The sequence below is a fragment of the Streptomyces sp. NPDC079141 genome, from assembly GCF_040686775.1.
Lineage (GTDB): Bacteria > Actinomycetota > Actinomycetes > Streptomycetales > Streptomycetaceae > Streptomyces.
The window spans coordinates 196097-214779 of sequence record NZ_JBFBLP010000010.1; the positions used below are offsets into that span (position 1 = coordinate 196097).

The 18683-nt window shown below is 71.2% G+C and carries 18 protein-coding genes; 8 read left to right on the top strand and 10 right to left on the bottom strand.

What is annotated here, in order from left to right:
* The first annotated feature begins 20 nt into the window (after positions 1-20).
* Positions 21-791: a DUF72 domain-containing protein gene (locus tag AB0Q90_RS26235; protein ID WP_363164312.1), complete on the top strand. Its 771-nt coding sequence runs from the start codon at positions 21-23 to the stop codon at positions 789-791.
* Positions 792-793: 2 nt separating this feature from the next.
* Here the strand turns inward: AB0Q90_RS26235 and AB0Q90_RS26240 are convergent, their stop codons facing one another.
* The gene (locus AB0Q90_RS26240) at positions 794-1165 is read right to left on the bottom strand and encodes a GntR family transcriptional regulator (RefSeq protein ID WP_363164313.1); all 372 of its coding nucleotides are present in this window, start codon (positions 1163-1165) and stop codon (positions 794-796) included.
* 70 nt (positions 1166-1235) lie between these two features.
* Here AB0Q90_RS26240 and AB0Q90_RS26245 point away from each other — a divergent pair, with 70 nt between their 5' ends.
* The gene (locus tag AB0Q90_RS26245; protein WP_363164315.1) at positions 1236-2168 is read left to right on the top strand and encodes a GNAT family N-acetyltransferase; all 933 of its coding nucleotides are present in this window, start codon (positions 1236-1238) and stop codon (positions 2166-2168) included.
* Positions 2149-2652 carry a DUF402 domain-containing protein gene (locus AB0Q90_RS26250; protein WP_363164316.1) on the top strand — a complete coding sequence of 168 codons (504 nt, stop codon included), beginning with the start codon at positions 2149-2151 and terminating at the stop codon, positions 2650-2652. Before AB0Q90_RS26245 ends, AB0Q90_RS26250 begins: the two co-directional genes overlap by 20 nt.
* Here AB0Q90_RS26250 and AB0Q90_RS26255 read toward each other — a convergent pair.
* Positions 2649-3263: a class I SAM-dependent methyltransferase gene (locus AB0Q90_RS26255; RefSeq protein WP_363164317.1), complete on the bottom strand. Its 615-nt coding sequence runs from the start codon at positions 3261-3263 to the stop codon at positions 2649-2651. The two genes, AB0Q90_RS26250 and AB0Q90_RS26255, sit on opposite strands and share 4 nt — an antisense overlap.
* 139 nt (positions 3264-3402) lie before the next feature.
* Between AB0Q90_RS26255 and AB0Q90_RS26260 the strand changes: the two genes are divergently transcribed.
* Positions 3403-3537, top strand: coding sequence for a hypothetical protein (locus AB0Q90_RS26260; protein WP_363164318.1), 135 nt, complete (start codon positions 3403-3405; stop codon positions 3535-3537).
* A gap of 25 nt (positions 3538-3562) precedes the next feature.
* On the opposite strand, the gene AB0Q90_RS26265 is transcribed toward AB0Q90_RS26260, so the two are convergent.
* Complete coding sequence (locus AB0Q90_RS26265) at positions 3563-4012, bottom strand: GNAT family N-acetyltransferase (protein ID WP_363164319.1); 450 nt, start codon at positions 4010-4012, stop codon at positions 3563-3565.
* Between the two features lie 73 nt (positions 4013-4085).
* Here AB0Q90_RS26265 and AB0Q90_RS26270 point away from each other — a divergent pair, with 73 nt between their 5' ends.
* Complete coding sequence (locus AB0Q90_RS26270) at positions 4086-4676, top strand: hypothetical protein (RefSeq protein ID WP_363164321.1); 591 nt, start codon at positions 4086-4088, stop codon at positions 4674-4676.
* A 160-nt stretch (positions 4677-4836) separates the two neighbouring features.
* Complete coding sequence (locus AB0Q90_RS26275) at positions 4837-5835, top strand: lytic polysaccharide monooxygenase (protein ID WP_363164322.1); 999 nt, start codon at positions 4837-4839, stop codon at positions 5833-5835.
* A gap of 59 nt (positions 5836-5894) precedes the next feature.
* On the opposite strand, the gene AB0Q90_RS26280 is transcribed toward AB0Q90_RS26275, so the two are convergent.
* Both AB0Q90_RS26280 and AB0Q90_RS26285 read right to left on the bottom strand, forming a co-directional pair.
* The gene (locus AB0Q90_RS26280) at positions 5895-6755 is read right to left on the bottom strand and encodes an alpha/beta fold hydrolase (RefSeq protein WP_363164323.1); all 861 of its coding nucleotides are present in this window, start codon (positions 6753-6755) and stop codon (positions 5895-5897) included.
* Between the two features lie 174 nt (positions 6756-6929).
* Positions 6930-7376 carry a MarR family winged helix-turn-helix transcriptional regulator gene (locus AB0Q90_RS26285; protein WP_363164324.1) on the bottom strand — a complete coding sequence of 149 codons (447 nt, stop codon included), beginning with the start codon at positions 7374-7376 and terminating at the stop codon, positions 6930-6932.
* 136 nt (positions 7377-7512) lie between these two features.
* Here AB0Q90_RS26285 and AB0Q90_RS26290 point away from each other — a divergent pair, with 136 nt between their 5' ends.
* Entirely contained in the window at positions 7513-7887 is a 375-nt protein-coding gene (locus AB0Q90_RS26290; RefSeq protein ID WP_363164325.1) for a cupin domain-containing protein, read from the top strand.
* On the opposite strand, the gene AB0Q90_RS26295 is transcribed toward AB0Q90_RS26290, so the two are convergent.
* From AB0Q90_RS26295 to dnaE, 3 genes are all read right to left on the bottom strand, one after another.
* The gene (locus AB0Q90_RS26295) at positions 7865-9004 is read right to left on the bottom strand and encodes an NADAR family protein (protein ID WP_363164326.1); all 1140 of its coding nucleotides are present in this window, start codon (positions 9002-9004) and stop codon (positions 7865-7867) included. The two genes, AB0Q90_RS26290 and AB0Q90_RS26295, sit on opposite strands and share 23 nt — an antisense overlap.
* Positions 9005-9147: 143 nt before the next feature.
* Positions 9148-10110, bottom strand: coding sequence for a hypothetical protein (locus AB0Q90_RS26300; protein ID WP_363164327.1), 963 nt, complete (start codon positions 10108-10110; stop codon positions 9148-9150).
* On the bottom strand, positions 10107-13523 hold the full coding sequence (gene dnaE / locus AB0Q90_RS26305) for a DNA polymerase III subunit alpha (protein WP_363164328.1): 3417 nt from the start codon (positions 13521-13523) through the stop codon (positions 10107-10109). The genes AB0Q90_RS26300 and dnaE overlap by 4 nt, the downstream gene beginning before the upstream one ends.
* 143 nt (positions 13524-13666) lie before the next feature.
* Here dnaE and AB0Q90_RS26310 point away from each other — a divergent pair, with 143 nt between their 5' ends.
* The gene (locus AB0Q90_RS26310; protein ID WP_363164329.1) at positions 13667-14731 is read left to right on the top strand and encodes a DUF3533 domain-containing protein; all 1065 of its coding nucleotides are present in this window, start codon (positions 13667-13669) and stop codon (positions 14729-14731) included.
* Here the strand turns inward: AB0Q90_RS26310 and adhE are convergent.
* Complete coding sequence (gene adhE / locus AB0Q90_RS26315) at positions 14719-17313, bottom strand: bifunctional acetaldehyde-CoA/alcohol dehydrogenase (RefSeq protein WP_363164330.1); 2595 nt, start codon at positions 17311-17313, stop codon at positions 14719-14721. The genes AB0Q90_RS26310 and adhE overlap by 13 nt on opposite strands.
* Before the next feature lie 217 nt (positions 17314-17530).
* Complete coding sequence (locus AB0Q90_RS26320) at positions 17531-18613, bottom strand: S1 family peptidase (protein WP_363164331.1); 1083 nt, start codon at positions 18611-18613, stop codon at positions 17531-17533.
* Positions 18614-18683: the final 70 nt, after the last annotated feature.

Here is an 18683-nt window from a genome sequence, read left to right on the forward strand (position 1 = left end):
GGGAGTGCTTTGATGGGGGTATGACCCTGTTCGTCGGCACGTCGGGGTGGCAGTACAAGGACTGGCGGGGCGTCCTGTACCCGGAGGGCTGTCCGGTGCGGCTCTGGCTGGAGGAGTACGCGGCCCGGTTCGCGACGGTCGAGATCAACAACGCCTTCTACCGGCTGCCGTCGCGGGAGAACTTCGCGGCGTGGCGGGAGCGGGTGCCGGCGGACTTCGTGGTCGCGGTGAAGGCCAGCCGCTATCTCACCCACATCAAGCGGCTGCGGGACCCCGAGGAGCCGGTGGACCGGCTCATGTCCCACGCCGCCGGTCTCCACGACCGCCTCGGCCCGGTCCTCCTCCAGCTCCCGCCGACCCTGCACGGGGACCCGGGCCTGCTGGACGCCTGCCTCGCCCGCTTCCCCTCCGGCACCCGCGTCGCGGTCGAGCCGCGCCACGACTCCTGGTGGACACGGCCGGTGCGCGAGGTCCTTGAGTCGCGGGGCGCGGCCCTGTGCTGGGCCGACATCCAGGCCCGCCCGGTCACCCCGCTGTGGCGCACCACCGACTGGGGCTACGTCCGCTTCCACCAGGGCCGGGCCCACCCCTGGCCGCGCTACGGCAACCGGTCCCTGACCACATGGACGACCCGCATCGCGGACACCTGGCCGGACAGCCGGGACGTCTACGCGTACTTCAACAACGACCTGGGCGGAGCGGCCGTGCGGGACGCGGCGGTGTTCGCAGGGGCGGCGGCGAAGGCGGGGCTTACGGTGACGCGGGTTCCGGAGGAACTGCCCGTGGGCTGACCTCAGTCCTCTTCGTACACCGCCCGCAGTGCATCCCGCACGGCGGCCAGGGCGTCGCCCTCGTCAAGCCCCAACCGCCGCACCCGCTCCGCATACGCCTGCGCGGCAGCCGCCGCTTCCCGCTCCGCCGCCGAGCCCGCGGCCGCGACAAACGTGCCGTTGCGCCCCCGTGTCTCGATCACCCCGTCCGTCTCCAGCGCCCGGTAGGCCTTGGCGACCGTGTTCGCGGCCAAGCCCAGCGACTCGGCGAGCCCGCGCACCGTCGGCAGCCGGTACCCCACCGGCAGCACGCCGGCCCGCGCCTGCTCGGAGATCTGCGCCCGCACCTGCTCGTAGGGCGGCGCGCTGTCATCGATGTGGATCTTCAAGGTCACAGGCCGATTCTCCCGTACCCGCCGGAAAATGAGAGGCACCGGGACTCGCCCGTCCGTAACGTGCGGCCTCATGACAGTCATCGTGCGCGAGATCTGGCCCGGGGACCGGGCCGACCTGGAGGGCTTCGGGGCCGTCCGGCACAGCGCCCTCCCGTTCTTCCTGGTCACCCCGGACTCCGTCGCCTACGACCTGGCGCACACGCATCCCGACGCCCACTACCGGCCGCTCGTCGCCGAGGAGGACGGCGAAATCATCGGGACCGCGCAGGTCGGCGTGCTGCACGAGAATCCGGGGCCGCTCCAGGGCTTCGTCAACGTGTACGTACACCCGGAGCGCACGCACCGCGGCGCGGGCACGCTCCTGGTCCGCGCCGCCGAGGAGTACCTGGCCGGCCTCGGCGCGACCCGGCTGCTCGCCTGGGTGCTGGACGAGCCCGGCAACCGCGCCTTCGCCGAGGCGCACGGCTACCGCGCGGGCCGTTCCGCGCACTTCCTGCGGCTCGATCTCGCGAACGGCACGCTGCCGCCGCTCCAGAGCCCGCCGCCCGGTGTCGAACTGCGTACAGCGGCGGACTTCGCCGACGACCCGCGCCCGGTGTTCGAACTGGACGCGGAGGTGACGGCGGACGAACCCAGCGAGGCCGGCACAGCCGAACTCACGGACTACGAGGCGTGGCTGGAGGAGACCTGGCGCCACCCGCTCATCGACCTCGGACTGACCACGATCGCCCTGGTCGACGGCCGCCCCGCCGCCTTCAGCGCCGCCCGCACCGACGGCGGCACCCGCTACGGCACCGCCATGACCGGCACGGCCCGCGCCTTCCGCGGCCGGGGCCTGGCCAAGCTCGCCAAGAACGACTCCCTGCACCGGGCGCGCGCGGCCGGGTTCACGCAGGCGTTCACGGGCAACGACACCGGCAACCAGCCGATGCTCGCGATCAACAAGTGGTTCGGGTACGAGATCTGCGCGACGGAGGTGCGGTATGTCCGCGAACTCGGCTGACACCAGGGCGGTCGTGGACGTCGTCCTCGTCAAGGGCGGCCGTACGAAGATCCGTTACCCGGCGGAGCTGCTCGGGGACGACGGCACCCGTATCGCGGTCCGCGCCCCCTGGGCCGGCGACGGCGTCCGCGACTTCGGCTTCGTCCGCTTCGAGTCCGGGGACGTTTTCACCGAGTACTACTGGCGCGACCGCTGGTACTCGGTGAAGGAGGTCCGCGCCTGGGACGGCACCCTCAAGGGCTGGTACTGCGACGTCACCCGCCCGGCCACGTTCTCCGGCTCCGAACTGGTCGTCGAGGACCTCGACCTGGACCTGTGGCGCTCGGCCGACGGCACGGACGTACGCAGACTGGACGAGGACGAGTTCGAGGAAAGCGGCCTGACGGATTCGGACCCGGAGGCGGCTGCCGCGGCGATGACGGCCCTGGACGAGCTGGAGGTGTTCGCCTCCGTCGAGGGCGGCCTGGAGTCCTTGCTGGCCTAGACCGTCGCCACCACGGCGTACCGCTCGTCCTCCACGGCCCTGCCCCACAGCAGCGGGTCGCCGGACAGTCGCTCCACGCGCACATGTCCGGCGATCGGGGCGAGGAGGCCGGTGAGCCGCTCGGCCGGTATGCCGGCGGGGCTGACGGTGCCCCACACGCCCTCGACGAGGACGAGCCGCCCTCCGGGCCGCAGCAGCGTGCGCCAATGGCGCAGGACCCGCGCGGGGTCGGGCAGCGTCCACAGCACGTGCCGGGCGAGCAGGACGTCGTAGCACTGTTCCCCCACCGGTGGCAGCGCCGCGTCACCCACCAGGAACACCGCGTCACGTCCCGCGAGCTTGGCCCGGGCGAGGTCCACCATGGCCGGAGACAGGTCCACGCCCGTGACCCGGTGTCCCTGTTCGGCCGCGAGCAGCGACAGGCTGCCGGTGCCGCAGCCGAGGTCGAGCAGGTCGCCCGGCCGCTCGGGCAGCCAGCCACGCAGCCGCTCGGCCCAGGCGGCGCGGACCTCGGGGCCGCGCAGGCCGTGGTCGGGCTCGTCGTCGAAGGAGGCCGCCGCGGCGTCCCAGTCGACACGCGGCGCGGTCGTCCCGTCACTGTCGTTCGTCATGCGCCCAAGAGTGACACCCGCCACTGACAGTCGAATCGTGACAACCGCCACTGACAGACCGGCGCCGATGAGGAACGCTCACCAAAAGGGTCTACCTCCGTGACAACACGGAGCTCGGTGGGTCCTGAAGGAGGCAGCCATGCGCCGTATGACCGTGCAGAAGCCCCTGAAGAAGACGGACTCCCGGCGGCTCCGCGAGGAGAGCGACGAGCGCCCGACCGCGCGTCCGGAGGTCCGCAAGGACATCGCTCGAACGTGGTGGCCGGACGGCTGACCCGCCCGGCCGGCTCCGCACGGCGTCAGCCGAGCCTCTTGCGGTAGTGAACGCGGTCGTACGGCCCCTCCACACGGCGCTCCACGACCTCGTATCCGAACTTCGGGTAGATCTTCTGGTTCTCCCACATCTTGGCGTTCGTGTAGAGCCTGACCTCGGGCAGTCGCAGCGCACGCGCGTGTGCGTCCACGAACGCCAGGAGCCGCCGCCCCACGCCGGTGCCCTGCGCATCGGGGTGGACGGCGATGTTGTCGACGTACAGATGGTCCTCGTACGCCTCGACCACCACGAGCCCGACCACGGGATCCCCCGTGACGAACACCTGCCCCGCGGCCACGCACGCCACGTAATCCCGCTCCATGGGCTGCGGCACCAGCCCGATGCGCTCGATGTAGTGGCGGTACGCGGCGTCGGTGACATCCTTCACGGCGGCTGCGTCGACACTGACGGCCTGCCGTATCTCCTCGTTGCTCATACCCGAACGCTAGCCAACCGATTGGACTCCGCCGGCGTCCCGCAGGACTCTGAGAAGAGGCCCGGGAGGACATATGGCCAACGACGACCGCTCCGCCGCCATCGCCGATCTGTGGCGCTACTACGACGAACACGCGGCCCAGGCTCGCCAGCACGAGACCCTGCGGGCGACCGTGACGAGCATCCTCGCCGCGATCTCGGCGGCCGTGGTGGCACTCTCCGGCGTGGGCGGCCTGTCGACCGCGGATATTCCGGCCGGGGTCGTGGTGCTCGTCCTCAGCGTCCTGGGCGTCGCGCTGAGCATCAAGCACTACGAGCGGAATCGCTTCCACACCAAGGTCCTCGCCGCGACCCGTACGGCGATCGACAACCTCCAGCGGAACCCGGCGCTGGAGGTGCCCAGGACGGGCGACCTCCGCAAGGCCGCCAAGAAGAAGCACAAGAAGGAGTTCTCCGTACGGCGCCGCCCCTCCGGAACTCTCTCCACCGAACCGCGCCCCGAGCCGACCCCCGAGGCGAGCCCCGAGGCGACCTCCGAGCCGCCCTCCAAGGTGTCCCCCTGGATCGGCGTCCGGCTCCACATGCTCTGGCTCGGCCTCCCCGTCTGCATCGGCATCGTCGGTGTCCTGCTCATCGTCCTGTCCGCCATCGGAGTGCGGCGCTGAACCCCCCTTCCTCAGCCCGCGATTAGCGCTCCCTTAACGCGGCCATAAGGATCTCCATCACCCGCCTCCAGCAGGCGATTTCGCGGTTTCTTCGGGCTAGCTTGCTGATCGCCCCCACGGGCCGGCCACGCAATCACCCACCGCTTCCCAGGAGTTCCCCATGCCCGCACGCCGCAGGGTCGCCACCGCAGCATCCGTCGCCGCCGTCGGCATAGCCCCGCTCGCCCTGACCCCGCTGGCCGCCGCGCCCGCGGCCGCGCACGGTTCGATGGGCGACCCGGTCAGCCGGGTCTCGCAGTGTTACGCGGAGGGCCCGGAGAGCCCGAGGTCGGAGGCGTGCAAGGCGGCGGTCGCGGCCGGCGGCACGCAGGCGCTGTACGACTGGAACGGCGTCCGCATCGGCGACGCGAACGGCAGGCACCAGGAGCTGATCCCGGACGGCAAGCTGTGCAGCGCGAACAACGAGGCGTTCAAGGGCCTCGACCTGGCCCGCGCCGACTGGCCGGCGACGAGCGTGAGCAGCGGCTCGTACACCTTCAAGTACCGGGTGACCGCGCCGCACAAGGGCACCTTCAAGGTGTACATCACCAAGGCGGGTTACGACCCGGCCCAGCCGCTGGCCTGGGACGACCTGGACCTGGCCAACCCGGTGGCGACGGCCACGGACCCGGCCGCTTCGGGCGGCTTCTACACGTTCTCCGGCACCCTGCCCGAGCGTTCCGGCAAGCAGTTGCTGTACGCGGTCTGGCAGCGCTCGGACAGCCCGGAGGCGTTCTACTCCTGCTCGGACGTCGCCTTCGGCGGCACGGCGGGCGGCTCGGACACCGAGGAGACCGAGGAGACCGAGGAGACCGAGGAGACCGACGAAACCGAGGCCGCTCCGACCGCCTCCGCCCCCTCCGAGGAGCAGATCGAGGACGGCGCCGACCAGTCGACGATCGAGCACCACGGTCACGGCGACCAGGACGCCAGTACGTCGGCGGAGCCCGTCCAGGAGGCCGGGGCGAACCGGCCCAAGGCGGCCGGTGCCACGCAGAACCTCGCCGAGACCGGCGGTGACAGCAGTACGACGTACCTCGCCGTGGGCGGTGCGGCCGCGCTGGCGGTCGGCTCGGCGGCGCTGTTCCTGTCGGTCCGGCGACGCGCCACTCGCTCCTAGGACCGGCACGGGGGGCGGGGCCTGTCCGGCGGCTCAGGCCGGACAGGCCCCGACGGCTGTCAACTGAACGCCGAGGCGCAGCTGCTGGGCTTCGCGTGCGCCGGGTCGAGGGCGTTGGCAACCTCGTGGAAGGCGATCCGGTCGAACAGGCCGATCGCCAGGTGCTCGGAGAGGTCGACCGGGCACAGGTCCTGGAGCAGGACGTTGCGTACGTCCGGCCCGTCCAGGTACTGGCTGCGGTACGGCGTGACGACCTGGTCGTACTTGGTGGCGATCACCGTGTACCGGACGCCTGGCACGGTGTCGCCGCCCTCGTTGAGCTTGGTGAGGAAGGCGGAGCCGGCGATCTGGTCGGCGAGGCCCGGCGTGGCGGTGGAGAGCAGGTCCTCGGCGCCCGGGAAGTACGGCAGCAGATGGGTGAGGCCGGACAGGTTCGTGCCGTGGTTGTCGGGCGCGATGCCGACGAGGGCGTTCACCTCGGCGGCTCCCCCGAGGAACTTCAGGTAGTAGCGGGGCATCATGCCGCCCTGCGAGTGCCCGACGAGGTCGGTCTCGGCGGCGCCGGTCGCGGCGAGCACCTTGTCGACGAACGCGTCGAGTTGTTCCGCCGACTTGTCGATCGGGCCGAGGCCGTGGAAGAGCGGCACACCGGGCAGCTGACCGTAGTCGAGCGAGAAGACGCAGTAGTCACGCTTGGTCAAGTACGGGGCGAGACCCAGCCAGTTGTCGACGGAGTTGCCGAAGGTGCCGTGCACCAGGACGACCGGGCGGGGATGGGCGGCGGACGGCTTGCACGACCAGTTGTTCCAACCGCTGCTGGGCGCGTCGTCGGCCTGCGCGGCGGTGGCGGGAACAAGGGCGACCGCGGTGGTCAGCAGCAGGGCGGCGAGAGGTCTGAGCACTCGTTTCCAGGGCAGCATCGGGTGATCTCCTTGCGGCTCAAGGGAGGTACGACGGCCTTACGCCCTGTGATCCGGATCACGAGGATGCTGTTCTCTCGCCAAGTTACGGACGAGTAGTGGAACTGTGAAGTTACGCGTCAGTAAAAACTTCCAGTGATAGTCAGTGGCGGGTGTAATGCCACTGACGAACCGTCACCAGGTGGGCCTGATGGGACCATAGGGCGCAATGCGCGTCAATTGCTCGCGCAACGCCCGCAGTTCACCCTCACCGAGCACCTCCGCCCACCCCCGCACGGCATCCGCGGCCGCTTCCTCCGCGGCCCGTGTGCAGGCCCACCCCAGCTCGGTCAGTACGACCAGCCGGGCGCGCGCGTCCTCGGGATGCGGTCGGCGCTCGACGTACCCCTTGCGCACCAGCTCGTCGACGAGCTGACTGGCGGCCTGCTTGGTCACTCCGAGATGCGCGGCGAGGTCGGTCGCCGTCGCGCCGCCTGGGGCAAGCCGGGCGAAGGCGAAGCCGTGCGCGGGCCTCACCCCCACGAAGCCGCGGGCGACGACGCCTTCATTGATGCGCTGGGTGAGCTCGCCCGCGACGGCGAGCACTGCGGCGGTCAGGGCCATGGCCTCGGATTTCTGCACGGAGGCATTGAAACACCCTTGACGAACTGGTCAAGCTGCTTGACTATTAAGTCACTCAACTTGGTCAAGCAGCTTGACCATCTTGCAGTGACAACCAAAGCCATGACAACGAAAGCCGTGACAACGAAAGGCAGACATGCCCGTCATTCGCACGTCCGAAGCCGTCACCCACGAGATCCACGGCGCCCGCTTCGTCTCGTACGCCACCCCCCGCACCGGCAGCAAGGAGCTGTGCGCCTGGCGCGGCGAGATCCCGCCGGGGACCAAGGCGCCCGCGCACACGGTCAGCCGGGAGGAGATCCTTCTGGTGCTCGTCGGCAGCCTGCGCGTCACCCTCGACGGCCGCACCGACGACATCTCCGCGGGCGACGCCCTGGTCATCAACCCGGGCGCGACCCTCGCCGTCGAGAACCCGAGCGATCAGACCGCGATCACCTGGGTCACCACGTCCATCGGCCTGGAGGCGGAACTGGCCGACGGCACCCGGATCACTCCGCCGTGGGCCAACTGACCGAGTCCAGCAGCAGTTCGGAGCGCACCAGCTCCAGCAGCCGGCCGACCCAGTTGCGGCCGCGGTCGTCGCGGGCGTCCTTCCAGTACGGGGACTCCGAGAGGCCGGTGTAGCTGATCCGCGCGTCCCCGGTGGACAGCAACACCTCGGTGAGCCCGGGGTGCTGGGTGAACTTGGCGCGCAGCAGCCCGGCCATGACGGCGAGGCGCAGTTCGGGCCAGTCGTCCCGGCGTTCGGCCCGGCCGCCGAGCTTGTGCGCCTCGTTGGGGCTGTCGGCGGCGCGGATACGGTCACGGTCGTCGGCGTCGGCCGCGGACAGGGACCAGTAGCCGTGGAGGACGGACGCGTAGGTCTCGCCGCCGAAGTCGATCGACACCGGGTAGTCGTTGCGCAGCACGAACAGTCCGGGCTTCTCGGGCCAGCCGCGGGGGAAGCCGACCTCATTCGAGACGAGGGCCGGCTCCACGGGCCCCTCCGGATCGTCGGCGTGCCGCACGGCCCGCCACGCCCCCGACTTCCGGACGCTCTCGTCCCGCCGACGGAAGTAGTCCAGCGCGTCCCGGTGCATCTCGGCGGTGGCCACCGGCCCGTCCCCGTCCACGGGTTCGCCGAGGTCGGTGACGAGGATCCGCAGGGGCCGGTCCTGGGAGTCCATGTCACCCAGAACGTAGATCCGCAGATGCGCCGGCACCGCGAGATAGGCGTCCCGGAGCAGGGCGCGACGGGCCTCGGACGGCTCCTCCTGATAGCGCCCGATCGCCTCCTGCAGCCGGTCCCGGGCGGTCGGCCGACCGCTCAACTCCTCGACCTTGTCGGCGACTTCGAGGAGAAAGCTCTCCGGTGTGCACGGCTCGGGGCTGCGGGATTCCCACTTGGTCTCGTCGGCGGGCCAGTCGGGGGCAGCGGGGTTCCGCACGGCGATCCGCCCGGACCCGAGCAGCCTCTCCAGCCCCTCCAGATCGGTCCGCTCCTCGCAGTGCACGGCACCGTCCGCGAAAACGAACAGATCCTCGACGACATACACCTCGCTGTACGGGTTCCGCCGCCACACATGGCACCAGACCCCGTCGATCTTCTCTCCGCCCACGACCCGATGGGTCGGCCCACTCCAGCTCATGAACGCACACGCTACCTGCGCGGCCGCACCCGCCTCACGCCGCCAGCGCCCCTCGGCGCCACCGCCCGCCTCACGCCGCCAGCGCCCGGCACCACCGCGCCCGCCTCACGCTCCCGACGCCCCCTGGCACCACCGCACCCGCCTCACGCCGCCAGCGCCCCCGGCACCACCGCGCCCGGCCCGAACTTCGCCCGCACCCGGTCCGCGACCTCCTCGATCCGCCGCACCTTCTCCTCGGCCGGATCAAAGCTGAGCTGGTACGAGGCCTGCTCGGCGGGGTCGAGCCCCTCCGCCCGCAGGGCGATCGTCCGTACCCGGGCCCGCTGCAGCCCCAGCGCCTCGTACATGCCGTATGCCACCCGGGTCAGCGCGGCGGAATGCGCGGTCGGCTCCTTCAGCGAACGGCTGCGTGTCGTCGCGGACCGGTCGGCGTAGCGCACCGTGAGGGTCAACGTGCCGCAGACCTTGTCCAGGGCGCGCAGCCGGGCCCCCAGCTCCTCGGCCGCGGAGAGCAGCGCACGCCGATGCCGGTCCGCGTCCAACTCGTCCCGCTCAAAGGGGCGTTCGGTCACCAGTGACCGGGAGACCCCGTCCGGTACGACCCGCCCGCGATCGACCCCGTTCGCCTTCTCGTGCAGCTCACGCCCCGCCTTCGCCCCGACCAGCCGCTGGAGCGTGGACAGCGGCGCGGCGGCGACCCGGCCGAGGGTGTCGAGACCGTACTCGCACAGCGTGCGCCCGGTCGCGGCGCCGACCCCGGGCAGCGCGGTGACCGGCAGGTCCGCGATGCCGTCCGGACCCTCGGGCAGCACCCCGGTGACCCCGGGCCGTGCGTCGCGCAACGCCATCCGGGCCAGCATCGGCCCCGGCCCGGCGCCGATCACACAGTCCACGCCGTAGTGCGCGAGCGCACGCACCCGGATCACGGAGGCCAGCTCGACGGCGCTGCGCCCGAAGTACCGCTCGGCGCCCCGCAGATCGGCCAGCGCCCCGTCCGGCGGGAGCGCCTCGACGACGGGCGTGAACTCCTCCAGCAGCCCGAGCAGCCCCGGCAGGGCCGCCTCGTACATCGGCGGCAGCTGGAAACGTACGCAGAGGATGGTCATCCCGCACTCCCCGGACTCTGGTGCCACAACTTCCGTGTCTGTGAGGGCTCCTGACCCGCAGGTCGCAGATCGGCCCACGGATGCAGTTCGTATCCGGTCGGCATCTGGATGCGCCGGCCGTGCGTCGGATCGTCACCCGGCCCCTGCGGCACGGGCTCCGCCAGCCGGGCCGCCACCTCGTCCAGGCCGCCCTCGGCGCGCAGTTCGACCAGTTCGGCGAGGTTCCAGGCGGCGGCGCCCACCACGCTGAGGCTGCGCGGCCCGCGCCGCTGCACGACTCCGCGCACCAGCAGCAGCCAGGAGTGGAAGACGGTGTGGGCGCAGGCGTCGTGGGAGTCGTCGAAGAAGGCGAGGTCGACCAGGCCCGTGCCGTCGTCCAGGGTGGTGAAGATGACCCGCTTGCCGGACCGGATCGGCGGGGTCTGGGTGGCCGCCTTGGCGCCCGCGACGAGCACCGTCTCACCGTGCCGCAGCTCGCGCAGCCGACGCGCGCTGACCACGCCCAACTCCCCCAGGAACTCCCGGTGGTCGTCCATCAGGTTGCGCGAGGCGTCCATGGACAGCACGCCCAGTTCGGCGCTGAGCCGCTCGGCGGACGACAGGTCGGGCAGCCCGGCGGGTGCGGTCTTCCGCCCGCCGGACAGCGGCAGTTGGCCACCGCCGCCGCCCCGGGCGCCGCGGTGCAGCTCGGTCAGGTGCAGTTGCAGATCGCGCCGGTTGGCGCCGAAGGCGTCCAATGCCCCTACCTGCGCAAGCCTTTGAGCAAGCGGCCGGCTCGGCCGCGCCCGCTCCCAGAAGTCGAGCAGCGAGGCGTACGGCTGCCCCTCCGCGATCCGCGCCGCCTCGGCCTCGCTGATGCCGTGCACATCGGAGAGGGCGAGCCGCAGCCCCCACACCGAAGGGGATTCAGACACCAGTTCGATATGGTGTGCGACCGCCGACCGGTTCACGTCCAACGGCAGGATCGGCACCCCCCGCCGCCGCGCGTCCGCCAGCAGCAGCCGCTTCGGATACATCCCGGGGTCGTGCGTGAGCAGCCCCGCGTAGAAGGCCGCCGGATGGTGCGCCTTCAGCCACGCCGACTGGTACGTCGGTACGGCGAAGGCGACCGCGTGCGCCTTGCAGAAGCCGTACGAGCCGAAGGCCTCGACGATCTCCCAGGTCCGCCGGACCGTCTCCGTGTCATAGCCCTTGGCCGCCGCGGCCTGCGCGAACCAGAACCGGATCCGCCCCTGCGACTCCGGGTCGGAAAGACCGCGCCGCACCCGGTCGGCCTCGTCGCGTCCGCAGCCGGTCATGATGTGCACGATGTCGATGATCTGCTCGTGGAAGACGACGACTCCGTACGTCTCCTTCAGCGGCCCCTCCAGATCCGGATGCGGATAACGCACGGGCGCCCGCCCGTGCCGGGCCTCGATGAACGGCCGCACCATGTCGGCGGCGACCGGACCGGGCCGGAAGAGCGAGATGTCGACGACGAGGTCGTGGAAAGTGGCCGGCTGCAACCGCCCGACCAGATCGCGCTGCCCCGGCGACTCGATCTGGAAGCAGCCCAACGTCTCGGCGGAACGGATGAGTTGGTACGTCGCCGGATCCCCGGGCGGTACGGCGTCCAGGTCGACCCCGGTGCCCGTGGCCCGCTCCACCTCCGCGAGCGCGTGCGCCATCGCCGACTGCATCCGCACACCCAGCACATCGAGCTTGAGCAGCCCGAGGTCCTCCACGTCGTCCTTGTCGAACTGGGACATGGGGAAGCCCTCGCCGCTGGTCGGCATGACCGGCGTACGGGCCAGGAGCGAGGCGTCGGACAGGAGCACCCCGCACGGGTGCATGGCGACTCCGCGCGGAAGGGCGTCGAGGGCCTCGACCAGCTCCCACAGCCTGCCGTACCGCTCCTTCTCCCCTGCCAGCTCCCGCAGTTCGGGCAGCTCCTCCAGCGCCGCGCGGGCGTCGCGGGCGCGGATGTGCGGGAAGGACTTGGCGATGCGGTCGATGTCGGCGGGGTCCATGGACAGGGCCGCGCCCACGTCGCGGACCGCATGGCGCACCCGGTACGTCTCCGGCATCGCGACCGTCGCCACCCGCTCGGTGCCGAACCGGCCGATGATCGCCCGGTAGACCTCAAGACGGCGCGCGGACTCCACGTCGATGTCGATGTCGGGCAGCACCGGGCGGCGCTTGGACAGGAAGCGCTCCATCAGCAGCCCGTGCTCGACCGGGTCGGCGTGGGCGATGCCGAGCAGATGGTTGACGAGCGAGCCCGCGCCGGAGCCGCGCGCGGCCACCCGGATGCCCATCTCCCGTACATCGTCCACGACCTGAGCGACCGTCAGGAAGTAGGAGGCGAAGCCGTGGTACGCGATGATGTCCAGCTCCTGGTGCATCCGCTCCCAGTAAGCGCGCTTCCCGGAGTACCCCTGCCGCACCATCCCCGCCGCCGCCCGCGAGGCGAGCACCCGCTGGGCGGTGCGGCGGCCGGCACCGACGAGGTGCGGTTCGGGGAAGTGGACGGTGCCGATGCCGAGGTCGCCCTCGGGGTCGACGGCGCATTCGGAAGCGGTCGCCTGTGTCTGCTCCAGCAGGCGCCGGGCGGTGTCCCGCCGGTAGCCCGCGGCCTCGACGATCCGCTCGGCCGCGTGCAGCATGGTGCCCGCGTCCTTGAGCCAGGCCTCGCCGGAGTCCAGTTCCTTGGTGGGGTCGATGGGGACCAGGCGGCGGGCGGCGTCCAGGACGTCGGCGACCGGGCCCTGGCCGGGGTCGGCGTAGCGGACGGCGTTGCTGAGCACCGGCCGGATCCGCTGTTCGGCGGCGAAGCCGACGGTACGGGCGGCCAGCCGCAGGGAGCCGGGGCCGGTGCCCTTGCGGCCGTGCCAGACGACCTCCAGGCGCAGCGCGTCGCCGTAGATCTCCCGCCAGGGGGCCAGCAGTACGGCCGCGCGGTCCGGGCGGCCCGCGGCGAGGGCGCGGCCGATGTCGGAGTCGGGTCCGAGCAGCACGGTCAGGCCGTCGCCCCGGTTGTCGTCCCGGGGCAGCAGCGGGGAGCCGGGGTCGGCCTGCGCCGCCGTAACGATTCTGCAGAGGTCGGCCCAGCCATGTGCGCCGTCCCGGGCGAGGAAGGTGACACGGGGTGTCGACTCATCGACGAAGGCACCCCCACGCACGGGGGCGCGGCGCCGTTCCTGTCGCATGGGCCCGGGTTCCGCCACCGCCAGCTCCGCGCCGAACAGGGGCCGCACCCCCGCCTTCGCGCAGGCCTTGGCGAAGCGGACCGCACCGGCGAGGGTGTCGCGGTCGGTGAGCGCGAGGGCGTCCATGCCCCGTTCGAAGGCGCGCTCCGCGAGCCGCTCCGGGTGGGAGGCGCCGTAGCGCAGGGAGAACCCGGAGACGGTGTGCAGATGAGTGAAACCAGGCATCCGCACCTCCCGCCAGCGCTGATATCGAACACAAGTTCCCAATGACCTCACCCCCACCATAGACCAAAACTCGAACGCATGTACGACAACCGTTCGGCCGCCTCCCACCTGCGGAAACGTCCATGACCTCGGACTGTGGGGACATGACACAGAACAGCTTTCTCGCCGAGGTGAAGGACGCGGTCACCCCGCGGGCCACGCTGCTGGTCCTCGGGGTGGTCGCCCTCCAGCTGCTGTTCATCGCTTCCTACGTGGGGGCGCTGCACGACCCGAAACCGAAGGACGTGCCCTTCGGGGTCGTCGCGCCCCGGGCTGCGGCCGCGCAGGCGGTGACCCGGCTGGAGCAGCTGCCCGGCTCACCGCTGGACCCGCGTGCGGTGGCCGACGAGGCGACGGCGCGAAAGCAGATCATGAACCGGGACATCGACGGCGCCCTGGTGATCAACCCGGCCGGCACCACCGACACACTCCTGGTCGCCTCCGGCGGCGGGACCGTCCTCGCCACCGCCCTGGAGAGCCTCACCACCGCCCTGGAGAAGACCCAGCAGCGCACGGTCAGGACCGTCGACGTGGCCCCGGCGTCCGCCGAGGACTTCGACGGTCTGTCGTCGTTCTACCTGGTGGTGGGCTGGTGCGTCGGCGGCTATCTGTGCGCCTCGATCCTGGCGATCAGCACCGGGGCCCGGCCCGCCAACCCGCGCCGCGGGACGATCCGGCTGATCGTGATGGGCCTGGTGTCGATCGTCGGCGGGCTCGGCGGTGCGGTGATCGTGGGGCCGGTCCTGGGCGCGCTGCCGGGCAGCGTGCTGGCGTTCTGGGGGCTCGGCGCACTGGTCACGTTCGCGGTCGGGGCCGCCACGCTCGCCCTTCAGGGAATCTTCGGGATCGTCGGCATCGGCCTGGCGATCCTGCTCGTGGTGATCGCGGGCAACCCGAGTGCGGGCGGCGCCTTCCCGCTGCCGATGCTGCCGCCGTTCTGGCAGGCGATCGGCCCGGCGCTGCCCCCGGGCGCCGGGACCTGGGTGGCGCGCTCGATCGCCTACTTCGAGGGCAACGACACGACGGCCGCCCTGCTGGTCCTCTCGGCATGGGCGGCCGTCGGCATCGTGGTCACGCTGGTGGCGGCGGGGCTGCGGAAGAAGCGTGAGGGCGAACCCCTGCCGACCCGGGCGGGCGAGGGCGAGCCCCTGCCGGCTCAGGCGCCGTAGTACGCCTTCCGCATCAGCTCCTCCATCTCGTCGATCATCGGCATCCGCGGGTTGGCGGGCGCGCACTGGTCGGCGTAGGCGTTCAGCGCCTGCTGCGGGATCGCCGCGACGAAGGCCTTCTCGTCGACCCCCTCCTCCTGGAAGGAGGCCGGGATGCCGCAGCGCCGGCGCAGGTCCTCGACCGCGCGGGCGTAGGACTCCACGCCCTCCTCGGGGGTGGCGGCGGGCAGGCCCAGCATGCGGGCGATGTCCTGGTAGCGCTCGGGGGCCCGGTAGGTCTCGGCCTTCGGCCACGGGGTGGCCTTGTGGGTGACCGTGCCGTTGTGCCGGATGACGTGCGGCAGCAGCAGGGCGTTGGTGCGGCCGTGGGCGACGTGGAAGGTGTTGCCCAGGGTGTGTGCCATGGCGTGCACCAGGCCGAGGAAGGAGTTGGCGAAGGCCATGCCCGCGATGGTGGAGGCGTTGTGCATCCGCTCCCGGGCCCGCGGCGCCCTGGCCCCCTCCTGCACACAGGCCTCCAGGTTCTCGAAGATCAGCTTGATGGCCTGCAGGCACTGGCCGTCGGTGAAGTCGCTCGCGTAGACCGAGACATACGCCTCCGTCGCGTGGGTCAGCGCGTCGAAGCCGGAGTCGGCGGTCACCGTCGGCGGGAGGTGCATCGCCAGCACCGGGTCGACGATGGCGACGTCCGGGGTGAGCGCGTAGTCGGCCAGCGGGTACTTCTGGGCGGCCTCGGGGTCGGAGATGACCGCGAAGGGGGTGACCTCCGAGCCGGTGCCGGACGTGGTCGGAATCGCCACCAGCTGGGCCTTCTCCCCCAGCTTCGGGAACTTGTAGGCCCGCTTGCGGATGTCGAAGAACTTCTCCCGGGTGTCGGCGAACTCCACCTCGGGCCGCTCGTACATCAGCCACATGATCTTCGCCGCGTCCATCGGCGAGCCGCCGCCGAGCGCGATGATCGTGTCCGGCTCGAACTCCCGCATGGCGGCGGCGCCCGCGCGTACGGTGGCCAGCTCCGGGTTGGGCTCGACATTGTCGATGAACTGCAAGGTGACCGGCTCGGCACGGGAGTTGAGGATCTCGGTGACCTTACGGACGAAGCCGAGCTGTTCCATCGTGCGGTCGGTGACGACGGTGACGCGGTGCACGTCCGGCATCGACTTCAGGTAGCGGATGGCGTTGCGCTCGAAGTAGATCTTCGGCGGCACCTTGTACCACTGCATGTTGGTGTTGCGCCGTCCGATCCGCTTGATGTTGAGCAGGTTGACCGCCGAGACGTTGTTGGACACCGAGTTGTGCCCGTACGACCCGCAGCCCAGCGTCAGCGACGGCAGGAAGGCGTTGTAGACGCTGCCGATGCCGCCGAGGCTGGACGGCGCGTTGACGATCACCCGGATCGCCTTGACCCGCTTGCCGAACTCCTCGGCCAGCCCCTCGTCCTCGGTGTGGATCGCGGCGGAGTGCCCGAGCCCGTCGAACTCGACCATACGGGCGGACAGTTCGAGCCCCTCCTCGACGGATCCGGCGCGGAGCGCGGCCAGCACCGGCGACAGCTTCTCCCGGGTCAGCGGCTCCCGCTCACCGACCTCCGCGCACTCGGCGACGAGCACGGAGGTGTCGTCCGGCACGGTGAACCCGGCCTGCTCGGCGATCCAGGCGGCGGACTTGCCCACGACCGCCGAATTGAGCCTGGCCTCGCCGCAGTTGGCGCCCTCCGCGCCAACGCCGAAGAGGAACTCCTCCAGCTTGGCCTTCTCGGCGTCGGAGACGACATGCGCGTTCAGCCGCTCCATCTCGGCGATCCCGGCCTCGTAGATCTGCTGGTCCAGGATGATCGCCTGCTCGGAGGCGCAGATCATGCCGTTGTCGAAGGCCTTGGAGAGGATCACGTCGTGCACGGCACGGCCGAGGTCGGCGTCCGCGGCGACATAGGCGGGCACGTTGCCCGCGCCGACGCCGAGGGCGGGCTTGCCGCAGGAGTAGGCGGCCCGGACCATCGCGTTGCCGCCGGTGGCGAGGATGGTGGAGACGCCCTCGTGGTGCATCAGCAGCCGGGTGGCCTCCATCGAGGGCACCTCGATCCACTGCACGCACCCTTCGGGCGCCCCGGCGGCGATCGCCGCGTCGCGCACGACCCGGGCGGCCTCGGCGGAGCACTGCTGGGCGTTCGGGTGGAAGGCGAAGACGATCGGGTTGCGGGTCTTCAGGGCGATGAGCGCCTTGAAGACGGTGGTGGACGTCGGGTTGGTCACCGGCGTCATCGCACAGACGACACCCACCGGCTCGGCGATCTCGGTGACGCCGTTCAGCTCGTCGCGGTGCACGACGCCGGCGGTGCGCAGACCGCGCATGGAGTGGGTGACGTGCTCACAGGCGAAGATGTTCTTGACGGCCTTGTCCTCGAACAGCCCGCGCCCGGTCTCCTCGACCGCCTGCCGGGCCAGCTCCCCATGGGCGGCGAGGGCCGCGAGAGAGGCCTTCTGGACAATGTGGTCGACCTGCTCCTGGTCGTAAGCCTCGAACCGGCGAAGCGCGTCGAGCGCGCCCTCCACCAGTAGGTCCACCCGGTCTGCGACCTGCATGGCAGGCCTCCTTCACCACGGTCTTCGCTGTCACCTCCATTCGAACGCCCCGACCCGTGCGCCGGTGCACGAGAAGGGCCCTATCTGGGGGCGGAAGGTCCCGGGAGGGACCGGGAAGAAGGTCCCGGAAACAAAAAAGCCCCCGGAAAGGGGCAGCACGGGTGGTGCGGGTGGGAACAGCCAAAAGACATCCCACCCGCACCCGACACGCAAACCGTCAGCCGATCGAGGTCCCGGTCGCCGACAGCGCCTCCGTCACCGGCTGGAAGAACGTCTCCCCGCCGGAGGTGCAGTCACCGCTGCCACCGGACGTCAGCCCGACCGCCTTGTCCCCGGAGAACAGCGACCCGCCACTGTCCCCGGGCTCGGCGCAGACGTCGGTCTGGATCAGCCCGTTGACGATGTCACCGTTGCCGTAGTTCACGGTCGCGTCCAGCCCGGTCACCGTCCCGGAGTGCACCTGGGTGGTCGACCCGCTCCGCGTGACCTCCATGCCGACCGTCGCGTCGGCCGCGCCCGAAATCGCCTGCGCGGAACCGTCGTAGAGGTTCACCTCGCTCGGGTGGTCGACCTCGGCGGTGTACTTCACCAGCCCGTAGTCGTTGTCCGGGAAGCTGGAGACCTCGTTGGTGCCCAGGGCGTTGCCGTCCGCGTCCTGCCAGTCGGTGATGCCCTCGGTGCAGTGCCCCGCGGTCAGGAAGAACGGCTCCCCGCCCTTGACCACGTTGAACCCGAGGGAGCAGCGCCCGCTCCCGTCGGTGATGGCGTCACCGCCCGCGATGAAGGGCTTGAACTCCCCCTTCGTACGCTGGAGTTCGGCCGTGCCGCCCAGCCCCTCGACCACCTCGGTGAGCTTGGTCCACTCGGCGTCGGAGACGGTCCGGTCGGCGGTGACGACGACCTTGTTGGTCGTCGGGTCGGTCACCCAGGACGTGCCCGGGATGGTCGCGTCCTGCTTCAGCGTGCCGCGCGCGCTCTTCAGTTCGGCGAGGGAGTTCGCCACGAGCCGGGCCTTGGCGCCGGCTTCCTCGACGGATTCGGCCGCGCCCCTGTCGAGCACGTTCACCACGAGGTTCTTCGTCTGTGCGTCGTAGTACGTGCCGGCCGCGCCGGCGCCGAGATCCTCGACCAGCGTCGAGGCGAGCTTTCCGGCCGCCGTGACCGACAGGGTCTCGGGTGTGGCGGTCGTCGTGGGCTCGCTGGCGTTCGCAGTCTGGAAGGTGACTCCCGCGGCCACCAGTGCGGCGATGCCCGCACCTGCCGCGGCGGCCCGCCGCCTGGGTATGCGTCGGTGCTTCAACTCACGTCCTCCTGTGGGGGGTCGGTCCGGGAGGTTGTGGGGACCTCGCGAACCGGAAGGCGTTCGGTCA